A 19000-nucleotide genomic window follows, 5' to 3' on the forward strand; every position below is an offset into this window, starting at 1 on the left:
GAGGAGTACGCATGAGCCAGGCCCGATATGGCATCACCGTGCCGCTGAACGCTCCGCTCGCGGAGCATCCACGGCTGATCCGCGAGTTGTGCGCGGCCGGCTACACCGACATCTGGTCGGCCGAGGTGGACGGCCTGGACGGCTTCACCCCGTTGACCGTGGCCGGCCTGGCCGACCCGGAGGTGCGCCTGGGTACCGCGATCGTCTCGCCCTACACGCGGGGGCCGGCCACGCTGGCGATGAGCGCGGCGGCGCTGGCCGAGGTGGCGCCGGGGCGAGTGCAATTGGGCATCGGCGCGGGGTCGGCGCCGATCGTCGAGGGCTGGAACGGGGCACGGTTCGAGCGGCCGTACCAGCGGGTGCGCGACACCGTGCGGTTCCTGCGGGCGGCGTTCGCCGGGGAGAAGGTGACCGAGGACTACGAGACCTTCGCGGTGCACGGCTTCCGGCTGTCCCGGCCGCCGCAGAGCCCGCCGCCGATCCTGGTCGCGGCGCTGCGCGAGGGGATGTTGCGGCTGGCCGGGCGGGAGGCGGACGGCGCGATCTTGAACTGGCTCTCCGCCGAGGACGTCGAACGGGTGGTGCCGTACGTGCACGAGGGCGGGCCGGACAAGGAGATCGTCGCGCGGATCTTCGTGGTGCCGAGCGAGGACCGGGACACGGTGCGGGCGATCGGGCGACGGCTGATCACGAGCTACCTGACCGTGCCGGTCTACGCCGAGTTCCACCGGTGGTTGGGCCGCGCCGAGGAGTTGGCCCCGATGTGGGCGGCCTGGGCCGGGGGCGACCGCAAGCGTGCCCTCGACCTGGTCCCGGACGCGGTACTGGACGCCTTGATCGTGCACGGCGGCCCGGATCGTTGCCGGGCACGGATCGCCCGCTACGTCGAGGCGGGCGTCACCGTCCCGGTACTGGCGGTGCTCGACCCGCGCCCGGGCGCCGATCCGCTCGAGGCGGCGCTGGCATTGGCCCCGGCGGCGGGCTGATCGGCGGGTCGGCCGAGGATGCGCAGCGCGTTGGTGCGCAGGAATTTCGGCCAGACCTCCGGCTTGAACCCGACGTCCGGGAGTTCGGCGAAGATGCGGTCCAGGGTGAGGCCGTAGGGGAAGTAGCCCGCGTACATGATCTTGTCGGCCCCACGCGTGTTCGCGTAGTCGACGATCGCCCGCGGGTAGTGCTTCGGTGCGAACGCCGAGGAGGACCAGTGCAGCCCCGGCCACTTGAGCATCAGCTTGACCGCCAATTCGCACCAGGGCTCGCCGCCGTGTCGCAGTACCACGGTCAGCTCGGGGAAGTCGTAGCAGACCCGGTCGAAGCGGATCACCTCCTGCGCGGCGGCGGGCACCCGGGGGCCGGGGATGCCCGCGTTGACGAACACCGGCAGGCCCAGTTCCACGCAGGTCGCGTAGAGGGGATAGGCGAGCCGGTCGTCGATCGGCACCGGCGGAGTGCACCCGCACGGGAAGAAGGTCGCGGCCAGCACCCCCGCCTCCTCGCGCGCCCGGCGCAGTGCGCGTACGCCCGCCATCACGTTCGTCGGGTCCACCTGGAAGCTGCCGAGGAGTCGGTCCGGATACCGGCGTACCGCGTCGAGCGTGTCCGCGTCCTCGAAGGAGACCGGGATCAGCGCCTGCGCCACGCCGAACCGGTCCATCTCGCGCAGCAGATCCTCGGCCGAGGAATCGGTCCGCGCCAGGTCCGGGAGGTCCTTGAACATGTAGCCGGCCGGATGGGTCATCGCGGTCCGGCTGTCCTCGTCCCGCAGGGTGCCCGCCATGGCGGTCGCCCACCAGCGCCGATCACGATTCGGCAGCCCCATCAGCAGGTCGACCACACCGATGCCGGCCGGAAAACTCATATACAACCCTCCGCGGAAACGGAAACGGACCCGGAAACGGGACCGACGCTGGAGCCGACGGCGGGTCCTCGGTACGGCCGAGGACCCGCCGAGGACCCACCCGGCCGAGCTACCGGGTGACGATGATCGACGAACCGTGCCCGAACAGGCCCTGGTTGGCGGTGATCCCCACCCTCGCCCCCGCCACCTGACGCTCGCCCGCCGCGCCGCGCAGCTGCCAGGTGAGTTCGCAGACCTGGGCGATCGCCTGGGCCGGGACCGCCTCGCCGAAGGAGGCCAGGCCACCCGAGGCGTTGACCGGGATGCGGCCGGTGATCTCGGTCGCGCCGTCGCGCAGCAACTTCTCCGCCTCGCCCGGCGCGCAGATGCCCAGGTCCTCGATCCAGTCCGATTCCAGCGCGGTGGACAGGTCGTAGACCTCGGCCAGGCTCAGGTCCTCGGGGCCGATGCCGGCCTCCTGATAGGCCGCGTGGGCCAGCGAGGCGCGGAAGGACAGCTCGTTGGGGGCCACCGCCGCCGAGGAGTCGGTGGCGATGTCGGGCAGTTCGATCAGCGCGCTCGGGAAGGTCGGGGTGACCGTGGAGACCGCCGCGATGCGGACCGGGTTCGTGGTGTGCCGGGCGGCGAACTCCTTGCTGCACAGCACCACCGCGGCGGCGCCGTCGGAGGTGGCGCAGATGTCCATCAGGCGCAGCGGGTCGCACACGATCGGCGAGGCGGCGACGTCGGCGAGGGTGAATGCCTTGCGGTAGCGCGCGTTCGGGTTGGCCAGCCCGTTGCGGGCGTTCTTCACCTTGACTCGGGCGAAGTCCTCGACGGTGGCGCCGTACAGGTCGATCCGGCGCCTGGCGTACATCCCGAAGTAGGCCGGGTTGGTCGCACCCAGGACGTGGAAGCGCACCCAGTCCGGGTCGTCCGGGCGGTCGCCGCCGACCGGCGCGAAGAAGCCCTTGGGGGCCGCGTCCGCGCCGACCACGAGGGCCACGTCGCACAGGCCGGCGAGGATCTGCGCGCGGGCGCTCGCGATGGCGTGCGACCCGGAGGCGCAGGCCGCGTACGAGCTGGAGATCCGCGCACCGGTCCAGCCGAGCGCCTGGGCGAAGGTGGCGCCGGCGACGAAGCCCGGGTAGCCGTTGCGGATGGTGTCGGCGCCGGCCACGAACTGGATGTCGGTCCAGGCCAGGCCCGCGTCCTGCAGCGCGTCCCGGGCGGCCTTGACGCCGTACTCGACGAAGTTGCGGCCCCACTTGCCCCACGGGTGCATGCCCGCGCCCAGGACGACGATCTCGCGGTCGGTGCTCATGCCCGGACCTCCACGGGGCGCACGTTCCACGTGGTGTGCACGTGCTCGTCGCTCTCGTACAACACGCCGGGCACGATCTCGACCTCGGCGCCGACGGTCAGGTCGTCGACGCCGACCCCGGGCGCGCCCTGGCCGAGCACGATCAGGCCCTCGGCCGCCAGGCGTACCGCGACGATCGTGAACGGTTGCCATTCGACGTCCGGGTCGGACACGAACGGGGCCGGCGGCCGGTAGCCGGCGTTGGTGTACGACCACACCGTGCCGCGCCGGGACAGCGGTACCTCGGCGAACTCGGCGCCGGCGCAGGCCGGGTTGCCGCAGAACGTCTCCCGGCGGGGGAAGAACACGGTCCCACAGGCGGTACACCGGGTGCCGAGGAGGGAGAAGTCCTCCCCGGACGTGGTGAACCAACCGGGGACCACAGGCTTGTGGTCCTTCGTCACGGGGCCCTCCAACTCGTCTGGCACGTCTCGTCCGATGTGTGTCCGAACGACAGTCTGACGGATCGTCAGTTCCGCGCGCCAACCCGGGCCGGGGTATTTGCCGTCACACCCGTCCGCTATACCTGACGTCCCATCAGCCCCGAGGCCCGCCACAACCGCAGCCCCGGCCCGCCGAGCAGACCGTGCTCGTCGTAGAACGCGATCAGCCGCCGCGACCAGTGCCCCAGCGTGTCGAGCCGCTGTGGATTGGCCCGCGCGGCCCGGTACGCCTCTGCCGAATCCAGGCCCACCGCCGCGTAGACGCCCGGGTGCACCAGGCGGGTCGCGATGATGTGCGCGGCCCGGGCCAGCGCGAGTCGGGTGATCGCCCGCTCGGCGCGGGACATGTCCGGGGCGCCCCGGGCCACCTCGTCGCGGGCGTAGCGCACATGCCGAGCCTCCTCGATCACGTGGATCCGCGCGGTCTGCCGGGTGATCGGCTGCAGCGACTCGTCGGCCATCAGCTCCCGCTGCATCGTGTCCAGGACCTCCTCGGCGATCAGCGCCATCGCGAACGCCTGCACGCCGGAGCCCAGCGTCTTCATCGCCCGCGCCGCGGTGTGCGCGTAGGGGCCGGGGCCGTATTCCGGGCAGTCCAACTTGTCGATCAACCGGCCGAACATGGTCGAGTGCCGGCACTCCTCGGCGATCTCCATGAACGCGTACTGCACGTGTCGCGAGGTCAGCGGCCGGTCGTAGACGTGCCGGATGAGCAACTGCATCAGCACCACCTCGAACCAGATGCCGACACCGGCCATCGAGGCCACCTCGTGCCGGGACAGGTCGATCCGCTGCCGTTCGCTCATCCGCGCCCAGATCGGCGTGCCGTACAGACTGACCCGGTGCGCGGGCAGGAAGTAGGCGCCGTCGACCAGCGGCGCGTCCCAGTCGACGTCGGTGATCGGGTCGAACGCGTGTGTGTGCGACGCGGCGAGCAGCCGCTCGGCGACATGTTCGCGATCGGTGACGGTGGTGGTTCCGGTGCCGTGCGTGGTGGGCATGTGAAGCCTCCTCGGCCGGACTTGTTTCCCGTCGGTAACATCCCGCGATCCGCCCGCCGCGTCCAGAGTCCGCACGAAGATCCTTTTCGACCCGCCCGGGGGATGCGCGCCGGGGCGCGAGATGGCAGGGTCGTGGGGCACACCGCGCGGAGGGGGCTTACGACATGACGGAATCGAGCGAGCGGGCCGAGCTGCTGTGGCAGCCGTCGGCCGAGCGGGTCGCCGCCGCGGCGGTCACCCGCTATCGCGAGTGGCTCGGCGCCGAACGCGGCGTCCGAGCCGAGGACTACGCCCAACTGTGGGCGTGGTCGACCACCGAACCCGAGGCGTTCTGGGCCTCGTTGTGCGACTGGTTCGAGCTGGACCTGGGCGACCGGGAGGTGGTGCTCGCCGAGCGGACCATGCCCGGCGCCCACTGGTTCCCCAACGCCCGGCTCAACTACACGCAGCAGGTGCTGCGGCACGCCGGCGACGGCGACCCGGAGCGGGCCGCGATCGTCTACCTGGACGAGGAGTCGACCCCGCGCGAGATCTCCTGGACCGAGCTGCGCCGCCAGGTCGCCTCCTGCGCGGCCACCCTGCGCGAGTTGGGCGTGCGGCCGGGCGACCGGGTCGCGGCGTATGTGCCCAACACCCCGCACGCGGTGATCGGGCTGCTCGGCTGCGCGGCGATCGGCGCGGTGTGGTCGGCCTGCGCGCCGGACTTCGGCGCGCGCAGCGTGCTGGACCGGTTCCAGCAGATCGAGCCGGTGGTGCTGATCGCGGTGGACGGCTACCGCTACGGCGGCAAGGAGATCCGCCGCGCGGACGTGGTCGCCGAACTGCGCGAGGGCCTGCCCACCGTGCGACACGTGCTGCACGTCCCGCTGCTCGACGAGCCGGCCCCGGCCGACGTGCTGCCGTGGGCCGAGGTGATCGGGCGCAAGGACGCCGGGCTCGAGTTCGAGCAGGTCGCGTTCGAGCACCCGCTGTGGATCCTGTACTCCTCCGGCACCACCGGCCTGCCCAAGGCGATCGTCCAGGGCCACGGCGGGATCGTGTTGGAGCACCTGAAGCAGGCCGCGTTCCAGCTCGACCTGGGCCCGACCGACCGGTTCTTCTGGTACACCTCCACCGGCTGGATGATGTGGAACATGCTGGTCGGCGGCCTGCTCGCGGGCAGCACGATCGTGCTCTACGACGGCAGCCCCGGCTACCCGGGCCCGGACGCGCAGTGGACCGTGGTCGAGCGGGCCGAGGTGACCTGGTTCGGCACCTCCGCCGCCTACGTGATGGCCTGCCGCAAGAACGAGCTGACGCCGCGGCTGAGCCAGGACCTGAGCCGGGTCCGGGCGATCGGCACCACCGGATCGCCGCTGCCGCCGGACGGCTTCCGCTGGGTCTACGACGCGGTCGGCGCGGACATGTGGCTGGCCTCGGTCAGCGGCGGCACCGACGTGTGCAGCGCGTTCGTCGGCGGCAGCCCCGATCTGCCGGTGTACCTCGGCGAGATCCAGTGTCGCGCGCTCGGCTGCGCGGTCGAGGCGTGGGACGAGGACGGCCGGCCGGTGGTGGACGAGGTCGGCGAGTTGGTGCTCACCCAGCCGATGCCCTCGATGCCGGTGCACTTCTGGAACGACCCCGGCGACGAGCGCTACCGGGCGAGCTACTTCGACACCTACCCCGGGGTGTGGCGACACGGCGACTGGATCACCCTCACCGAGCGCGGCACGATCGTCGTACACGGCCGCTCCGACTCGACGCTCAACCGGCAGGGCGTGCGGATGGGCTCCAGCGACATCTACGAGGCGGTCGAGCGCCTCCCCGAGGTGCGCGAGTCGCTCGTGGTGGGTCTGGAACTGCCCGACGGCGGCTACTGGATGCCGCTGTTCGTGGTCACCGCACCCGGACACACGCTGGACGCGGCGCTGGTGGCCAAGATTCGTACGGTGATTCGCGAGGAGGTCTCGCCGCGACACGTGCCGGACGAGATCATCGCGGCGCCGGGCGTGCCGCACACGCTCACCGGCAAGCGGATCGAGATCCCGGTCAAGAAGTTGCTCCAGGGCCGGCGCCTCGAGGACGCGGTCAACCCCGGCTCGGTGGACGACCTCGACGTGCTGCGCTTCTACGCGGAGGTGGGCCGCTCGCGAGCGCGCGCCCAGGCCGCGCAGAAGTCGGGGGAGAAGCCGGCGGAGAAATCCGGAGAAAAGCCCGCCTAGGCGCACGAACCCGGACCAATGGTTCGGAAATATCCGATGAACACACCAATATGACGCGCACGGAGTAGAACGGAGTATTGGGCGCGTCCGATGGCACGATCAGGTGCATGCCCGAGACGTCACGTCGCACCCAGCGCTTCCTCGGACGTCTCCCGGCGCTGGCCATGGCCTCGATCGTGGCATCGGTCGCTGCCTACCTCGCACTCGCGCTGACCCGCCCGGCGACCATGTGGTGGCTCGGCGATCTGCGGGTCTACCAGGCGGGCGGGCGCGCGATCCTGGACGGTCGGGGCCGGCTCTACACGATGTCCGTCGGCATGGCGCACCTGCCGTTCACCTACACCCCGTGCGCCGCGCTGCTGTTCACACCGCTGGCCTGGCTGCCCTGGGGGGTGCTGCGCTGGGTCTCGGTCGGCGGCAACCTGGCGCTGCTCACCCTCGGCGCGTACCTGGCCTGGGGCATGGTCGGCCTGCGCGGGGCGGGCCGGCGGGCCGCGGCGGCGGGCAGCGCCGCCGTACTGCTTTGGACCGAACCGGTCCAGGAGACGCTGCGGTTCGGCCAGATCAACCTGTTCCTGCTCACCCTGATCCTGGCCGACCTCTCCCGCCCGCCCGGCGCCCGGCTGCGTGGTTGCGGGGTGGGCCTGGCCGCCGGACTCAAGCTCACCCCGGCGATCCTGATCCCCTATCTCTTCCTGACCGGGCGCGTGCGCGAGGGCCGCAACGCCGTCCTCGCCCTCGCCGGCGGGCTGTTCGTCGCGTTCGCGGTACTCCCGCGCGAATCGGTGCGCTACTGGGGCGGCCTGTTCTACGACGACACCCGAGTGGGCCCGGTCCAGGTGCCGGGCAACCAGTCGCTGCGCGGGATACTGATCCGACTCACCCACCAGATGCCCCCCTCGAACGCGGTCTGGCTGCTGTGCGCAGGCGCGGTCGGGGTCGGCGGCCTCGCCCTGGCCGCGGTGATCGGGCGGGGCCGATCGGGTGATTCGCGCCGTGAGCTGGCCGGGCTGTGCGTCACCGGGCTGACCGGACTGCTCGTGTCGCCGATCTCCTGGACCCACCACTGGGTGTGGATCGTGCCGGGCAGTGTGCTCCTGGTCGACGCCGCGCGGCGCCGGACCGGCCCGATCCGGGTCCCGGCCGCGCTGGCCGCGTTCGCCCTGGTCGCGCTGACCGCCGCGGTGCCCGGCCGCCGAGTCGAACTGCCGGTGCCGGTGCCCACCGGGCTGATCTGGCAGGTGCCCTATCGCGAAGGCCGGGAACTGCGCCTGGCCGGGTGGGACTTGGTCGTCGCCGACGCGTACACTCTCGCCGGGCTCGCCGCGCTGATCACGATCGCGGTGGGCCTCGCGGCGACCCGGCGAAAGTGGGCGAGCCGACCGCCGGAAGCCGTTACGCTCGACCCGCCGGAACCGGTGGGCCGACGGGCCCCGGGCAGTTCCACTCCCACCCCGGCCAGGGTCTAGCTCGCTGCCCGAGTCGGATCGGGAGCTCTCGGCGCCGGTACTGGACGCCGGGCCCTACCGGACGTGTGGATATCCTGACCCGGCGCCAATCCGGCCAGGCACCCCTTGAACCGTGCAGTTGTGGAGTCCCCGACCGACATGTCCTTCCCCCGCGTGCTCGTTGCCTCCTGCCGCGAGTTGTTCACGCTCGCGCCCCGCGTCCCGTTCGGGCACGAGCGCCGCCGGGACCTCCGCAACCCGAGGCGAATCACGCTCGGCGGCGGCCTGCTGCTGGTGCTCTCGCTCGTCCTGTGGGCGGTGTGGACCTACCTGGGCCGCCGCGACATGTGGCACATGTTCGACCTGAACGTCTACTACGGCGCCGTTCATCGGCTCCGCGACGGCGACGCGATCTACAACAATCCCTTCGGCGGCTGGAACGACGGCGGCGGACTGCCGTTCATCTACCCGCCGTTCTCCGGCCTGCTGTTCTACCTGCTGCTCCCGCTGGGCTTCGCCGGCCTCAAGTGGTTCATGGCGATCGTGAATCTGCTCTCGCTGTTCGCCGTGGTCTGGGCCACGTGGGGGATGCTCGGCTATCGCCGGGGCCTGGCCCGGCTCGGGATCAGCGCGGGCACCTTCGCCGTGGTGCTGTGGCTGGAGCCGGTCGAATGGACCCTGGTATGGGGGCAGATCAACCTGCTGCTCCTGGCGCTGATCGTGCTCGACCTCGGGCTCCCGGACAGCCGCCGATACAAGGGTATCGGGGTGGGCCTCGCGGCCGGCCTCAAGCTGACCCCCGCGATCTTCATCGTCTACCTGCTGATCACCCGCAGGTTCCGGGCCGCCGCGGTGGCCGGCGGCGCGTTCGCCGGGACCGTGCTGGTGGGCCTGGTCTGCGCGCCGTCCGCGTCCCTCTACTACTGGTCGCACCTGGTGTCGATCAGCGGCAAGGTCAACAGCAAACTCAGCGTCGGCACCCTCAACAACCAATCCGTGCAGGGCATGTTCACCCGCATGCTGGGCGACGGCGGCGCGACCTCGGTGTTGTGGTTCCTGCTCTGCCTGCTCATCGGCGCCCTCGGCCTGCTCGCCGCCGCCCGTGCCTCGCTGCGCGGCCAAGAGCTCGTCGGCGTGGTGATCACCGGCGGCCTGTCGTTGTTCGTGTCGCCCATCTCCTGGTCGCACCACTGGGTGTGGGCGGTGCCCGCGTTCGTCCTGCTCGCGCACACCGCGCTGACCCGGGCCCGGCCGCTGTGGTGGTGGCTGACCGGAACCTTCTTCGTCTTCTTCGCCGCCTGGCCGCTGCGGCTGAACGTGCTCGGCAACTGGGACGGCGCGCAGACCCTCCAGCCCTGGGGGCTGATCTGGCTCGCCCCCCGGGACCTCGACCGGGAACGGCACTGGACGCCGATCGAGTTCCTGCTCGGCAACGGCTACCTCTTCGCCGGCATCGCGCTGACCCTGATCCTGGTCTGGCACATCCTGCGCGACCCCACCCCGCTGCCCGTGCCAACCGCCTCGATCCCCGCGCCCACCGCTCCGGAGCCGGACCCGGTGCGCAGCGGATCCGCCCGTCACTAGGCTGGATACCGGTATACCGACCGAAAAGACCCACCGGCAGAAAGCAGAGGCCCCGTGGAGGCCCACGTGGACGCGGCCCCGCCGCACACCCGAGACGGCGGCGTGGACGCTCCCAGCGACCGGGTCCTGACCATCCCCAACGCGCTCAGCTTCGCGCGCCTGCTCGGTGTCCCGGTCTTCCTGTGGCTCATCCTGTCGCCCGAGTTCGGCGGCCCCAAGCACGATCTGTGGGCCCTGGCGCTGCTGATGGCGAGCGGGATCAGCGACTACCTCGACGGCAAACTGGCCCGCCGGTGGAACCAGGTCAGCAAGGTCGGCGCGATCCTGGACCCGGCCGCCGACCGGCTCTACGTGCTGGCCACCCTGGTCGGCCTGACCTGGCGCGAGATCCTGCCGATCTGGCTGACCGGGATCATCCTGGCCCGCGAACTGTTCATGGGCGTGGTGCTGCTGATCCTGCGCCGGCATCGTTATGGGGCACTTTCGGTCAGTTTTGTGGGCAAGGCCGCGACCTTCAATCTGATGTACGCCTTCCCGCTGCTCCTGCTGAGCGACGGCACCGGACGTGTCGCAACTCTCGCCGCGATCTTCGGATGGGCGTTCGCGTGGTGGGGTACCGCGCTGTACTGGTGGGCAGGAGTCCTCTACGCAGCCCAGGCCAAGCGCCTCGTGGCCGCGGACAAGGCGGATCGCGCGGCGAGCGCCGGGTAGCGCGGGAGAGCCCGGTGGCGCGGCGATCACCACGTACTCAAGGCACGCCACCCGGCCCCGGCAATTCAGCCGTGCGCGCGGGTGGTGTGACGCGATAGGAGGACGAGACCGATGAAGGCCGTCGTCATGGCCGGAGGCGAGGGCACCCGCCTGCGCCCGATGACCTCCAGCATGCCCAAACCGCTTCTGCCGGTGGTCAACCGGCCGATCATGGAGCACGTACTGCGGCTCCTCAAGCGCCACGGGCTTTCCGAGACCGTCGTCACCGTCCAGTTCCTCGCCTCGCTGGTACGCAACTACTTCGGCGACGGCGAAGAGCTCGGGATGACCCTCACCTACGCGAACGAGGAGACCCCGCTCGGCACCGCGGGCAGCGTCAAGAACGCCGAGGAAGCGCTCAAGGACGACACGTTCCTGGTCATCTCCGGCGACGCGCTCACCGACTTCGACCTCACCGCCCTGGTGGACTACCACCGGGCCAAGGGCGCGCTGGTCACCGTGTGTCTGACCCGGGTGCCCGACCCACTCGAGTTCGGCATCACCATCATCGACGACGAGGGTCGGGTCGACCGGTTCCTGGAGAAGCCGACCTGGGGTCAGGTCTTCTCGGACACCGTCAACACCGGGATCTACGTGATGGAACCCGAGGTCTTCGACTACGTCGCGGCCGGCGTCTCGGTGGACTGGTCGGCGGACGTGTTCCCCAAGCTGCTCAAGGAGGGCAAGCCGATCTACGGCTACGTCGCCGAGGGCTACTGGGAGGACGTGGGCACCCACGAGAGCTACCTCAAGGCCCAGGCCGACGTGCTCACCGGCAAGGTCGACGTGGACATCGACGGCTTCGAACTCTCCCCGGGCGTATGGGTGGCCGAGGGCGCCGAGGTGGACCGCGAGGCGATCCTGAAGGGGCCGCTCTACATCGGCGACTACGCCAAGGTCGAGGGCGGCGTGGAAATCCGCGAGCACACCGTGCTCGGCTCCAACGTGGTGGTCAAGCGCGGCGCCTTCCTGCACAAGGCGGTGGTGCACGACAACGTCTACATCGGCCCGCAGACGAACCTGCGTGGTTGCGTGATCGGCAAGAACACCGACGTGATGCGCGCCGCCCGGATCGAGGAGGGGGCGGTGATCGGCGACGAGTGCCTGATCGAGGAGGAGTCCCTGGTCGCCGGGGGCGTGCGGATCTACCCGTTCAAGACCATCGAGGCCGGCGCCGTGGTCAACACCTCGGTGATCTGGGAGTCGCGCGGCCAGAAGTACCTGTTCGGCCCGCGCGGGGTCTCCGGCATCCTCAACGTGGAGATCACCCCGGAGCTGGCGGTCCGGCTCGCCGGCGCCTACGCCACCACGCTCAAGAAGGGCGCCACCGTCACCACCGCGCGCGACCACTCGCGCGGTGCCCGGGCGCTCAAGCGCGCGGTCATCTCCGCGCTCCAGGCCAGCGCGATCAACGTGCGCGACCTGGAGAACGTGCCGATGCCGGTGGCCCGCCAGGAGACCGCGCGCGGCTCGGCCGGCGGGATCATGATCCGGACCACCCCCGGGGTGCCGGACTCGGTGGACATCATGTTCTTCGACGAGCGCGGCGCCGACCTCTCGCAGGCCGCGCAGCGCAAGCTGGACCGGGTCTTCTCGCGCCAGGAGTATCGCCGTGCGTTCCCCGGCGAGATCGGCGAACTGACCTTCCCGGCACGGCCGTTCGACAGCTACTCGGGGTCGCTGCTGAAGGCGTTGGACATCACCGGGGTGCCCGAGTCCGGGCTCAAGGTGGTCGTCGACGCTGCGCACGGCAACGCCGCCCTGCTGCTGCCCAGCATCCTGGGCCGGCTGGGCATCGACGCGCTCACCGTCAACTCCGGCCTCGACGACGCCCGGCCCACCGAGACCGCCGCCGAGCGGCACGAGGGGCTGCTGCGGCTCGGCGAGATCGTGGCCTCCTCCAGGGCCGCGTTCGGCGTGCGGTTCGACCCGGTCGGCGAGCGCATGTCGCTGGTGGACGAGCGCGGCCGACTGATCGACGACCATCGCGCGCTGCTCGTCCTGCTCGACTGCGTGGCGGCCGAGCGCGGCGGCGGCAAGATCGCGCTCCCGGTGACCACGACCCGGATCGCCGAGCAGGTGGCCGCCTATCACGGGGTCCAGGTGCAGTGGACCACCACGTCGCCGGACGATCTGGCGCGAGTCGCCCAGTCCGACGACACGATCTTCGGCGGCGACGGGCGCGGCGGGTTCGTCATCCCCGAGTTCAGTACCGTCTTCGACGGCACCGCCGCGTTCGTCCGGCTGATCGGCCTGGTCGCCCGAACCCAGCTGACGCTGAGCCAGATCGACGCCCGGATCCCGCGCGCGCACGTGCGCCGCCGGGACGTGGCGACGCCGTGGGCGGCCAAGGGCATGGTGATGCGCCGCGTGGTGGAGGCGGCGAGCGACCGCGAGATCGACACCACCGACGGGGTGCGCGTGGTGGAGACCGACGGCCGTTGGGCACTGGTGCTGCCGGACCCGGCCGAGGCGGTCACCCACGTGTGGGCCGAGGGCCCCGACGACGCGGCGGCGGACGAACTCCTCGACGAATGGAGCCGAGTCGTCGAGCACGCCGGTGACTGACGCCCCGTCGGGGGCGCCGAGGACAGCGGCGCCGGCAGGCGTCTTGTAGGGTCTTCCCCGGCCGTGGATCGTGTCCACGATCCGCGGCCGGATCCCGGATCGGACCCTGCATCGAGCACTCCGTCGGTCATGGAACGATGGGGCGCATGTCATCGCGGGAGACACCAGGAACGAGTCGCTATCGGCGACCCGACGCCTCGATGTCGCTGCTCGTGGACATGATGACGAACAGCCTGGACGCGGGCTACGCGGAGGCCACCGCACGACGCGCGGTGCGCGGCGACACCGGGATGAACAAGGGCCCCGCGGCGCGCGTGCTGGCCGTGGTGGGCGTCGCGCTGATCGCGATGATCTTGCTGGTCGCCGCGATGAAGGTGCACGCCGCCGCGCCGCAGGCCGAGCGCGAGCGCCATCAGCTGGTGGACCGGATCCACACCGACGAGGCCGAGGTGGACGCCCTCCAGAGCACGGTCGAGCGGCTGCGCGACGAGGTGGACGCGATCCAGGAGGTCTCGCTGCCCAAGGGCGCCAAGGACCGGGTCGAACTGCTCGCGCTGCTCACCGGATCCGAACCGGTCGAGGGCCCGGGCCTGAAGGTGATCGCGGACGACGCCAAGGGCTCGGACAACACCAATGGCAGCGGCGATCCGCGCCAGGCCGAGGCGGCGGCGAACGGCCGGATCATGGACCGCGACCTGCAGCGCCTGGTCAACGGCCTGTGGAAGGCCGGCGCCGAGGCGATCTCGATCAACAACCAGCGGCTGACCGCGCTGTCCGCGATCCGCGCCGCCGGGGCCTCGATCCTGGTCGACAACCGGCCGCTCGCGCCGCCCTACACGGTCCTGGCGATCGGCGACGCGAAGCCGATGCAGGTCGAGTTCATGGTCGGCGCGGACGGGCGTTACTGGCGCGGCCTGGAGGAGAACTACGGGATCCGGGTCAACCTGAGCGCGCAGAAGAAGCTGAAGTTGCCCGCGGCGCTGGGTACTTCGCTGCGCTACGCGCAGGTCCCCGGCAGTGCGCCGCCGACTGCTTCGGGCAAGCCGACCACCGGCAGCCCCACCCCCGGCACGCCGCCCGCGACGCCCTCGGGCCGGAGCGGGCAGCCGAGCGGTTCGGCCCAGCCGACCGCCGCATCGACAGCGTCGCAGAAGCCGACCGAACGAAAGGGTAAACAGTGATCGCGGTCCTCGGCCTGGTCCTCGGGGTCGTGGTCGGGTATATCGCCCGACCCGTGATCCCGCACGAGCTGGAGCCGTACCTGCCCATCGCGGTCGTGGCCGCGCTGGACGCGGTGTTCGGCGGACTGCGCGCGCTGCTCGACGGCATCTTCGACGACAAGGTCTTCGTGGTCTCGTTCCTGTCGAACGTGGTCGTCGCGGCCCTGATCGTCTTCCTCGGCGACAAGCTGGGCGTCGGCGCCCAGTTGTCCACCGGCGTGGTGGTCGTGCTCGGCATCCGGATCTTCTCCAACGCGGCGGCCATCCGGCGGCACGTCTTCCGGGCCTGACGGGGAGTCACACATGGCCGACGAAACGGACGAGACCCGCGGGCGGCATGCCCGGCACGACGAGGATCCGCGCGATCTGGGCATCCCGCGCGCCGCCGAGCCCGAGTCCCGACCCGAGCCCGAGGAGCCGGCGGCGCCCGAGGCGGCGGCGACCCCGGAGCCCGAACCGGAACCGGACGCGCCGACCTCCGCCCGCAAGCCCACGATCGAGACGCGGCGCCCGGTCGACCTCTACCACGAGGGCCGGCACATCCGGGAGCGGATCCGCGAGCAGGCCGCCGAGGTGACCTCGGAGATCGCGCCGATCACCGCGCCGGTGCGCGAATCGGCGCACGAGGCACGATCCGCGCCCCCGGCGCGGCAGCCACCGCCGGGGCGCGAGCCGGGCGGGCGGCCCACGCCGGGCGCCGGGCCCGCGCCCAGGCCCCTGGTCGAGGCCCGCGCCGGGATCGAGCCCCCGCACGCCGGGGCGCACCCGGCGCGCGACACGCCCGGACCGGAAACGGATTCGGCCGCACCCGAGCAGCCGCACACCGGCGAGCCGCCCGCCGCCGAACGGCACACCGGCGAGCCGCACGTCGCCGAGCCGGTCGACGATCAACCCGGCCGCCGCCGACTGCTCGACGCGTTCTGGCCACCACGGGTGAGTCGGGCCCAACTCGTGGGCGCCGTCCTGTTGTTCGCGCTCGGCGCGGGGCTGGCCATCCAGGTCCGATCGAATACCGAGTCCGATCCGCTGCGCGGCGCGCGACAGGAGGACCTGGTCCGGGTGCTCGACGAACTCAACTCGCGGACAAGGCGGTTGGAGGACGAGAAGCACCGCCTGGAGAACAGCCGCACCCAGCTGCAGAGCAGCAACGACCGGGTCCAGGAGGCCCGGCAGCAGAACGCCGCCAAGGCGGACGCGCTGGGCGTGCTCGCGGGCACCGTCAAGGCCACCGGGCCCGGCATCACGCTGACCATCACCGACCCGCAGCGCACGGTCAACGGCGACGTGCTGCTCGACACGCTCCAGGAACTGCGCGCCGCGGGCGCCGAGGTGATCCAGATCAACGACGTACGCGTGGTGGCCGGCACCTGGTTCAACGGCACGCCGCCCGGCGACATCATGATCGACGGCACCAAGGTGCTGCCGCCGTACGTGTTCAAGGTGATCGGCAACCCGCAGGATCTCCAGCCCGCGCTGAACATCCCCGGGGGCGTGGTGAAGACCCTGGAGAAGAAGCAGGCGGGGGCCATCGTCACCCCCTCGCAGGAGGTGCTGATCGACGCCTTGCGGCCTGCGAACAAGCCTGGTTACGCTCGCTCGGCACCGGGCGCCGGTAACGGGTGAGCACACCTGACAGAATCAGTCCGCCGGTCGCCGTCGGTGCGTCACCCATCAGGCAACATCAGGCAAGAAGGGCAGGCTGTCCGCATGTACCCCGCAGATCTCGCGTACACGACGGAGCACGAATGGGTGCGCGTCATGGAAGAGATCTCCGGCACGGTGCGGATCGGCATCACCGAATTCGCGCAGGACGCGCTCGGTGACATCGTCTACGTCACGCTGCCGCCGGTCGGCACCCGCGTCGTGGCCGGCGAGCCCTGCGGCGAACTGGAATCGACCAAGAGTGTCAGCGACCTCTTCGCGCCGTTCGACGGCGTCGTGACCACCGTCAACGACGTCCTCGACGGTGCACCGGAGTTGGTCAACTCCGATCCCTACGGCGACGGTTGGATGTTCGAGGTACGCCTCGACGACCCCGCCGCACCGGCCGCGCTCTTGGACGCGGTCGCCTATCAGAACAGCCTGGGCTCCTGACGGCCCGGCGAAGCGGTAGGCAGTCCATCACCACGACCCACTCCTCCTGCCCCACGGGCGGGCCAGGTTCTCTCGGGGAGGTTCGCCCGTGAAGTTGTTCGCGAAATTGTTCGGTCGTTCCCGTCGCTCCGGCGACGCGCCGGCTGCCGATGCGGGGAGGTCCGGCAATCCGCCGGCCGCTCCGCCGACGATGCCCCCGGGCACCCCGTTCGGGGCGTCCGCGGGTTCACCTCCCGCGCCCGCGCCGCGGCTCGGCGACGCCGACTCGACTGCCGGGCATGTCGCTGTTGACCAGGAACACACGGCGCGCATAAGTTTCGGACAACTCTCGACCGAAGGTCGAGGTTCGACCGGAACCGGTCAGGAGGCCGACGTGCTGGTGTGCAGCGCCTGCGGGCATCACAACCCGCCCGGCGGCCGGTTCTGTTCCAACTGCGGCGCGCGCCTGGGCGCGGGCGCCGAGCGGGCCTCCGAGCAGACCTCGACCATCTCGATCAGCGGCATCGAGGCGCTGGACGCGGAACCCGCGCCCCGCGAGATCCTCACCCCCGAGGCGCAGGCCGCGGTGGACGCGCTGCCCCCGGGCACCGCACTGCTCGTGGTTCGGCGCGGGCCCAACTCGGGCAGCCGCTTCCTGCTCGACTCGGACCGCACCACGGCCGGTCGCCATCCGCAGAGCGACATCTTCCTCGACGACGTGACGGTCTCCAGGAAGCACGCCGAGTTCCGGCGCACGACCGGCGGCTTCGCGGTCGCCGACGTGGGCAGCCTGAACGGCACCTACGTGGGCCGCGAACGGATCGACGAGGTGCCGCTGGCGCCCGGGGACGAGGTACAGATCGGCAAGTATCGGCTGGTCTTCTTCCCCAGCCGGCAAGGACAGATCGGGTGAGTCCGGCGGCGGCCGGCACGGTCTCCATGAGCATCGGCGGGGTGTTGACCCTGCTGCGTCCCGAGTTCCCGGACATCAGCATCTCCAAGATCCGGTTCCTCGAGGCGGAAGGGCTCATCGAGCCGCAGCGGAGCCCGTCGGGCTACCGCAAGTTCGGCCCCGCCGACATCGAACGGCTGCGCTACGTACTGCGGGTGCAGCGCGATCGGTATCTGCCGCTTCGGGTGATCAAGGATCAGCTCGAGGCGATGGATCGAGGGCTCGAACCGGCCGGCCCGACCCCGGCCGAAGCCGAGCACTGCGAGGACCCGGACGGCGATCCGGGATCGGCCGGTCGGGACGGCGCCACGGTGCTGCTCGACCGGCCCGGCCTGATCGCCGCGGCCGGCATCCAGGACGCGGATCTGGCCCGGCTGGAGGAGTTCGGCCTGATCCAGCCGCACCGCCCGCGGCCGGGCGAGCCGGCCGCCGAGGCGGTGGTCTACGACGGCGACGCGCTGGTGGTGGCCCGGTTGGTGGCCGCCCTGGGTCGCTACGGCGTGGAGCCGCGCCACCTGCGCCAGACCAAGGCCGCCGCGGACCGCGAGGCGGCCCTGGTCGAACAGATCGTCGCGCCGCTGCTGCACCGCAGGGGCGCCCGGGCGAAGGCCGGTGCCGAGGAGACCGTGCGCGACCTGCTCGCGCTCACCTCGCGGCTGCACACGGTGCTGGTCACCACGGCGCTCGCGCCGCGGCTCGGCCGCTGATCGGGCACGCGCCGGCGGCCCGCGAAGAAAAAACGACGAATCCCCGACCTATTCGGCCCCCGGGGATCGGTGACCGACAGTCGGGCGCGCTAGTGTGGCGATGTGAACGAGCTAGAGGTTGTGGGCGTCCGGGTGGAGATGCCCTCTAACCAGCCGATCGTGCTCCTGCGGGAGACGGGGGGCGATCGTTATCTCCCCATCTGGATCGGTCCGGTAGAGGCGACGGCCATCGCGTTCGCCCAACAGGGCGTGGTACCCGCGCGTCCTCTGACGCACGATCTCTTCCGGGACGTGCTGGAGGCGTTGGGGCAGGAATTGACCCAGATCCGGATCACCGACCTGCGCGAGGGCGTGTTCTACGCCGAGCTGGTCTTCTCCGGCGGCGTGGAGGTCAGCGCGCGCCCGTCGGACGCGATCGCGCTCGCGCTGCGCACGGGGACGTCGATCGTCGGGAGCGACGCGGTCCTGGACGAGGCCGGCATCGTGATCCCCAACGAGCAGGAGGACGAGATCGAGAAGTTCAGGGAGTTCCTGAACGACATCTCGCCCGAGGATTTCGGCACCACGAGCCAATAGACCGACCCGTCTCGGCCCGGCGCACCCCGAAGCCGTCGACCAAGCGCTCGCCGCTCAGGCGGCGGGCCCAGGTCGGCGGCTTCGTACATCCGCCCGTTGGCGGCCCGTGTGACGATTCGGCACCCGCCGCCCGTTGGCGGCCCGTGAGTCGATTCGGCCCCCGCCGCCCGTTGGCGGCCCGTGTGACGACTCGGCACCCGCGCCCGGGACGCTCCGCCTCCGGGCGTTGGCCCGGTCCGTCCTTGGCGCCGGCGTTTGGTCCCGGCCCAGTCTCGGC

At 71.3% G+C, this 19000-nt stretch carries 17 protein-coding genes; 13 read left to right on the forward strand and 4 right to left on the reverse strand.

Annotated features, from left to right (window positions below):
• Positions 1–11 precede the first annotated feature (11 nt).
• Positions 12–986 carry an LLM class F420-dependent oxidoreductase gene (locus tag ABIA38_RS29605; RefSeq protein WP_424641924.1) on the forward strand — a complete coding sequence of 325 codons (975 nt, stop codon included), beginning with the start codon at positions 12–14 and terminating at the stop codon, positions 984–986.
• On the opposite strand, the gene ABIA38_RS29610 is transcribed toward ABIA38_RS29605, so the two are convergent.
• The 4 genes from ABIA38_RS29610 to ABIA38_RS29625 form a co-directional block, all read right to left on the reverse strand.
• Positions 881–1858 (reverse strand): amidohydrolase family protein, encoded by a 978-nt coding sequence (locus ABIA38_RS29610; RefSeq protein ID WP_424641925.1) that lies wholly within the window; start codon positions 1856–1858, stop codon positions 881–883. The two genes, ABIA38_RS29605 and ABIA38_RS29610, sit on opposite strands and share 106 nt — an antisense overlap.
• Before the next feature lie 109 nt (positions 1859–1967).
• Positions 1968–3161, reverse strand: coding sequence for a lipid-transfer protein (locus ABIA38_RS29615; protein WP_424641926.1), 1194 nt, complete (start codon positions 3159–3161; stop codon positions 1968–1970).
• A complete protein-coding gene (locus ABIA38_RS29620; RefSeq protein WP_424641927.1) occupies positions 3158–3604 on the reverse strand; it encodes a Zn-ribbon domain-containing OB-fold protein in 447 nt (148 codons plus the stop codon). Before ABIA38_RS29620 ends, ABIA38_RS29615 begins: the two co-directional genes overlap by 4 nt.
• 116 nt (positions 3605–3720) lie before the next feature.
• Positions 3721–4644: an AurF N-oxygenase family protein gene (locus ABIA38_RS29625; protein WP_424641928.1), complete on the reverse strand. Its 924-nt coding sequence runs from the start codon at positions 4642–4644 to the stop codon at positions 3721–3723.
• A 164-nt stretch (positions 4645–4808) separates the two neighbouring features.
• Here ABIA38_RS29625 and ABIA38_RS29630 point away from each other — a divergent pair, with 164 nt between their 5' ends.
• From ABIA38_RS29630 to ABIA38_RS29685, 12 genes are all read left to right on the forward strand, one after another.
• On the forward strand, positions 4809–6845 hold the full coding sequence (locus tag ABIA38_RS29630) for an acetoacetate--CoA ligase (RefSeq protein ID WP_424641929.1): 2037 nt from the start codon (positions 4809–4811) through the stop codon (positions 6843–6845).
• Between the two features lie 107 nt (positions 6846–6952).
• The gene (locus ABIA38_RS29635) at positions 6953–8314 is read left to right on the forward strand and encodes a glycosyltransferase 87 family protein (protein WP_424641930.1); all 1362 of its coding nucleotides are present in this window, start codon (positions 6953–6955) and stop codon (positions 8312–8314) included.
• Positions 8315–8434: 120 nt separating this feature from the next.
• Complete coding sequence (locus ABIA38_RS29640) at positions 8435–9877, forward strand: glycosyltransferase 87 family protein (RefSeq protein ID WP_424641931.1); 1443 nt, start codon at positions 8435–8437, stop codon at positions 9875–9877.
• 54 nt (positions 9878–9931) lie between these two features.
• Entirely contained in the window at positions 9932–10588 is a 657-nt protein-coding gene (locus ABIA38_RS29645) for a CDP-alcohol phosphatidyltransferase family protein (protein ID WP_424641932.1), read from the forward strand.
• Positions 10589–10699: 111 nt separating this feature from the next.
• Entirely contained in the window at positions 10700–13195 is a 2496-nt protein-coding gene (locus tag ABIA38_RS29650; RefSeq protein ID WP_424641933.1) for a sugar phosphate nucleotidyltransferase, read from the forward strand.
• 146 nt (positions 13196–13341) lie between these two features.
• Positions 13342–14376, forward strand: coding sequence for a DUF881 domain-containing protein (locus tag ABIA38_RS29655; protein ID WP_424641934.1), 1035 nt, complete (start codon positions 13342–13344; stop codon positions 14374–14376).
• Entirely contained in the window at positions 14373–14705 is a 333-nt protein-coding gene (locus tag ABIA38_RS29660) for a DUF1290 domain-containing protein (protein WP_161359440.1), read from the forward strand. Before ABIA38_RS29655 ends, ABIA38_RS29660 begins: the two co-directional genes overlap by 4 nt.
• Before the next feature lie 448 nt (positions 14706–15153).
• The gene (locus tag ABIA38_RS29665) at positions 15154–16038 is read left to right on the forward strand and encodes a DUF881 domain-containing protein (RefSeq protein ID WP_424641961.1); all 885 of its coding nucleotides are present in this window, start codon (positions 15154–15156) and stop codon (positions 16036–16038) included.
• 84 nt (positions 16039–16122) lie between these two features.
• Entirely contained in the window at positions 16123–16509 is a 387-nt protein-coding gene (gcvH, locus tag ABIA38_RS29670; protein WP_424641935.1) for a glycine cleavage system protein GcvH, read from the forward strand.
• Positions 16510–16882: 373 nt separating this feature from the next.
• On the forward strand, positions 16883–17401 hold the full coding sequence (locus ABIA38_RS29675) for an FHA domain-containing protein (protein ID WP_424641936.1): 519 nt from the start codon (positions 16883–16885) through the stop codon (positions 17399–17401).
• On the forward strand, positions 17398–18147 hold the full coding sequence (locus ABIA38_RS29680; RefSeq protein WP_424641937.1) for a MerR family transcriptional regulator: 750 nt from the start codon (positions 17398–17400) through the stop codon (positions 18145–18147). The genes ABIA38_RS29675 and ABIA38_RS29680 overlap by 4 nt, the downstream gene beginning before the upstream one ends.
• Positions 18148–18249: 102 nt before the next feature.
• On the forward strand, positions 18250–18723 hold the full coding sequence (locus tag ABIA38_RS29685; protein ID WP_020548711.1) for a bifunctional nuclease family protein: 474 nt from the start codon (positions 18250–18252) through the stop codon (positions 18721–18723).
• Positions 18724–19000: the final 277 nt, after the last annotated feature.

It is taken from the genome of Embleya sp. AB8 (assembly GCF_049739465.1).
Taxonomy (GTDB): domain Bacteria; phylum Actinomycetota; class Actinomycetes; order Streptomycetales; family Streptomycetaceae; genus Embleya.

Bases quoted from the DNA above. Each gene is read 5' to 3' on its own strand.
- ABIA38_RS29615 (WP_424641926.1), bottom strand. From the start codon at position 3,161: ATGAGCACCGACCGCGAGATCGTCGTCCTGGGCGCGGGCATGCACCCG.
- ABIA38_RS29610 (WP_424641925.1), bottom strand. From the start codon at position 1,858: ATGAGTTTTCCGGCCGGCATCGGTGTGGTCGACCTGCTGATGGGGCTG.
- ABIA38_RS29655 (WP_424641934.1), top strand. From the start codon at position 13,342: ATGTCATCGCGGGAGACACCAGGAACGAGTCGCTATCGGCGACCCGAC.
- gcvH (WP_424641935.1), top strand. From the start codon at position 16,123: ATGTACCCCGCAGATCTCGCGTACACGACGGAGCACGAATGGGTGCGC.
- ABIA38_RS29625 (WP_424641928.1), bottom strand. From the start codon at position 4,644: ATGCCCACCACGCACGGCACCGGAACCACCACCGTCACCGATCGCGAA.
- ABIA38_RS29635 (WP_424641930.1), top strand. From the start codon at position 6,953: ATGCCCGAGACGTCACGTCGCACCCAGCGCTTCCTCGGACGTCTCCCG.
- ABIA38_RS29630 (WP_424641929.1), top strand. From the start codon at position 4,809: ATGACGGAATCGAGCGAGCGGGCCGAGCTGCTGTGGCAGCCGTCGGCC.
- ABIA38_RS29650 (WP_424641933.1), top strand. From the start codon at position 10,700: ATGAAGGCCGTCGTCATGGCCGGAGGCGAGGGCACCCGCCTGCGCCCG.
- ABIA38_RS29605 (WP_424641924.1), top strand. From the start codon at position 12: ATGAGCCAGGCCCGATATGGCATCACCGTGCCGCTGAACGCTCCGCTC.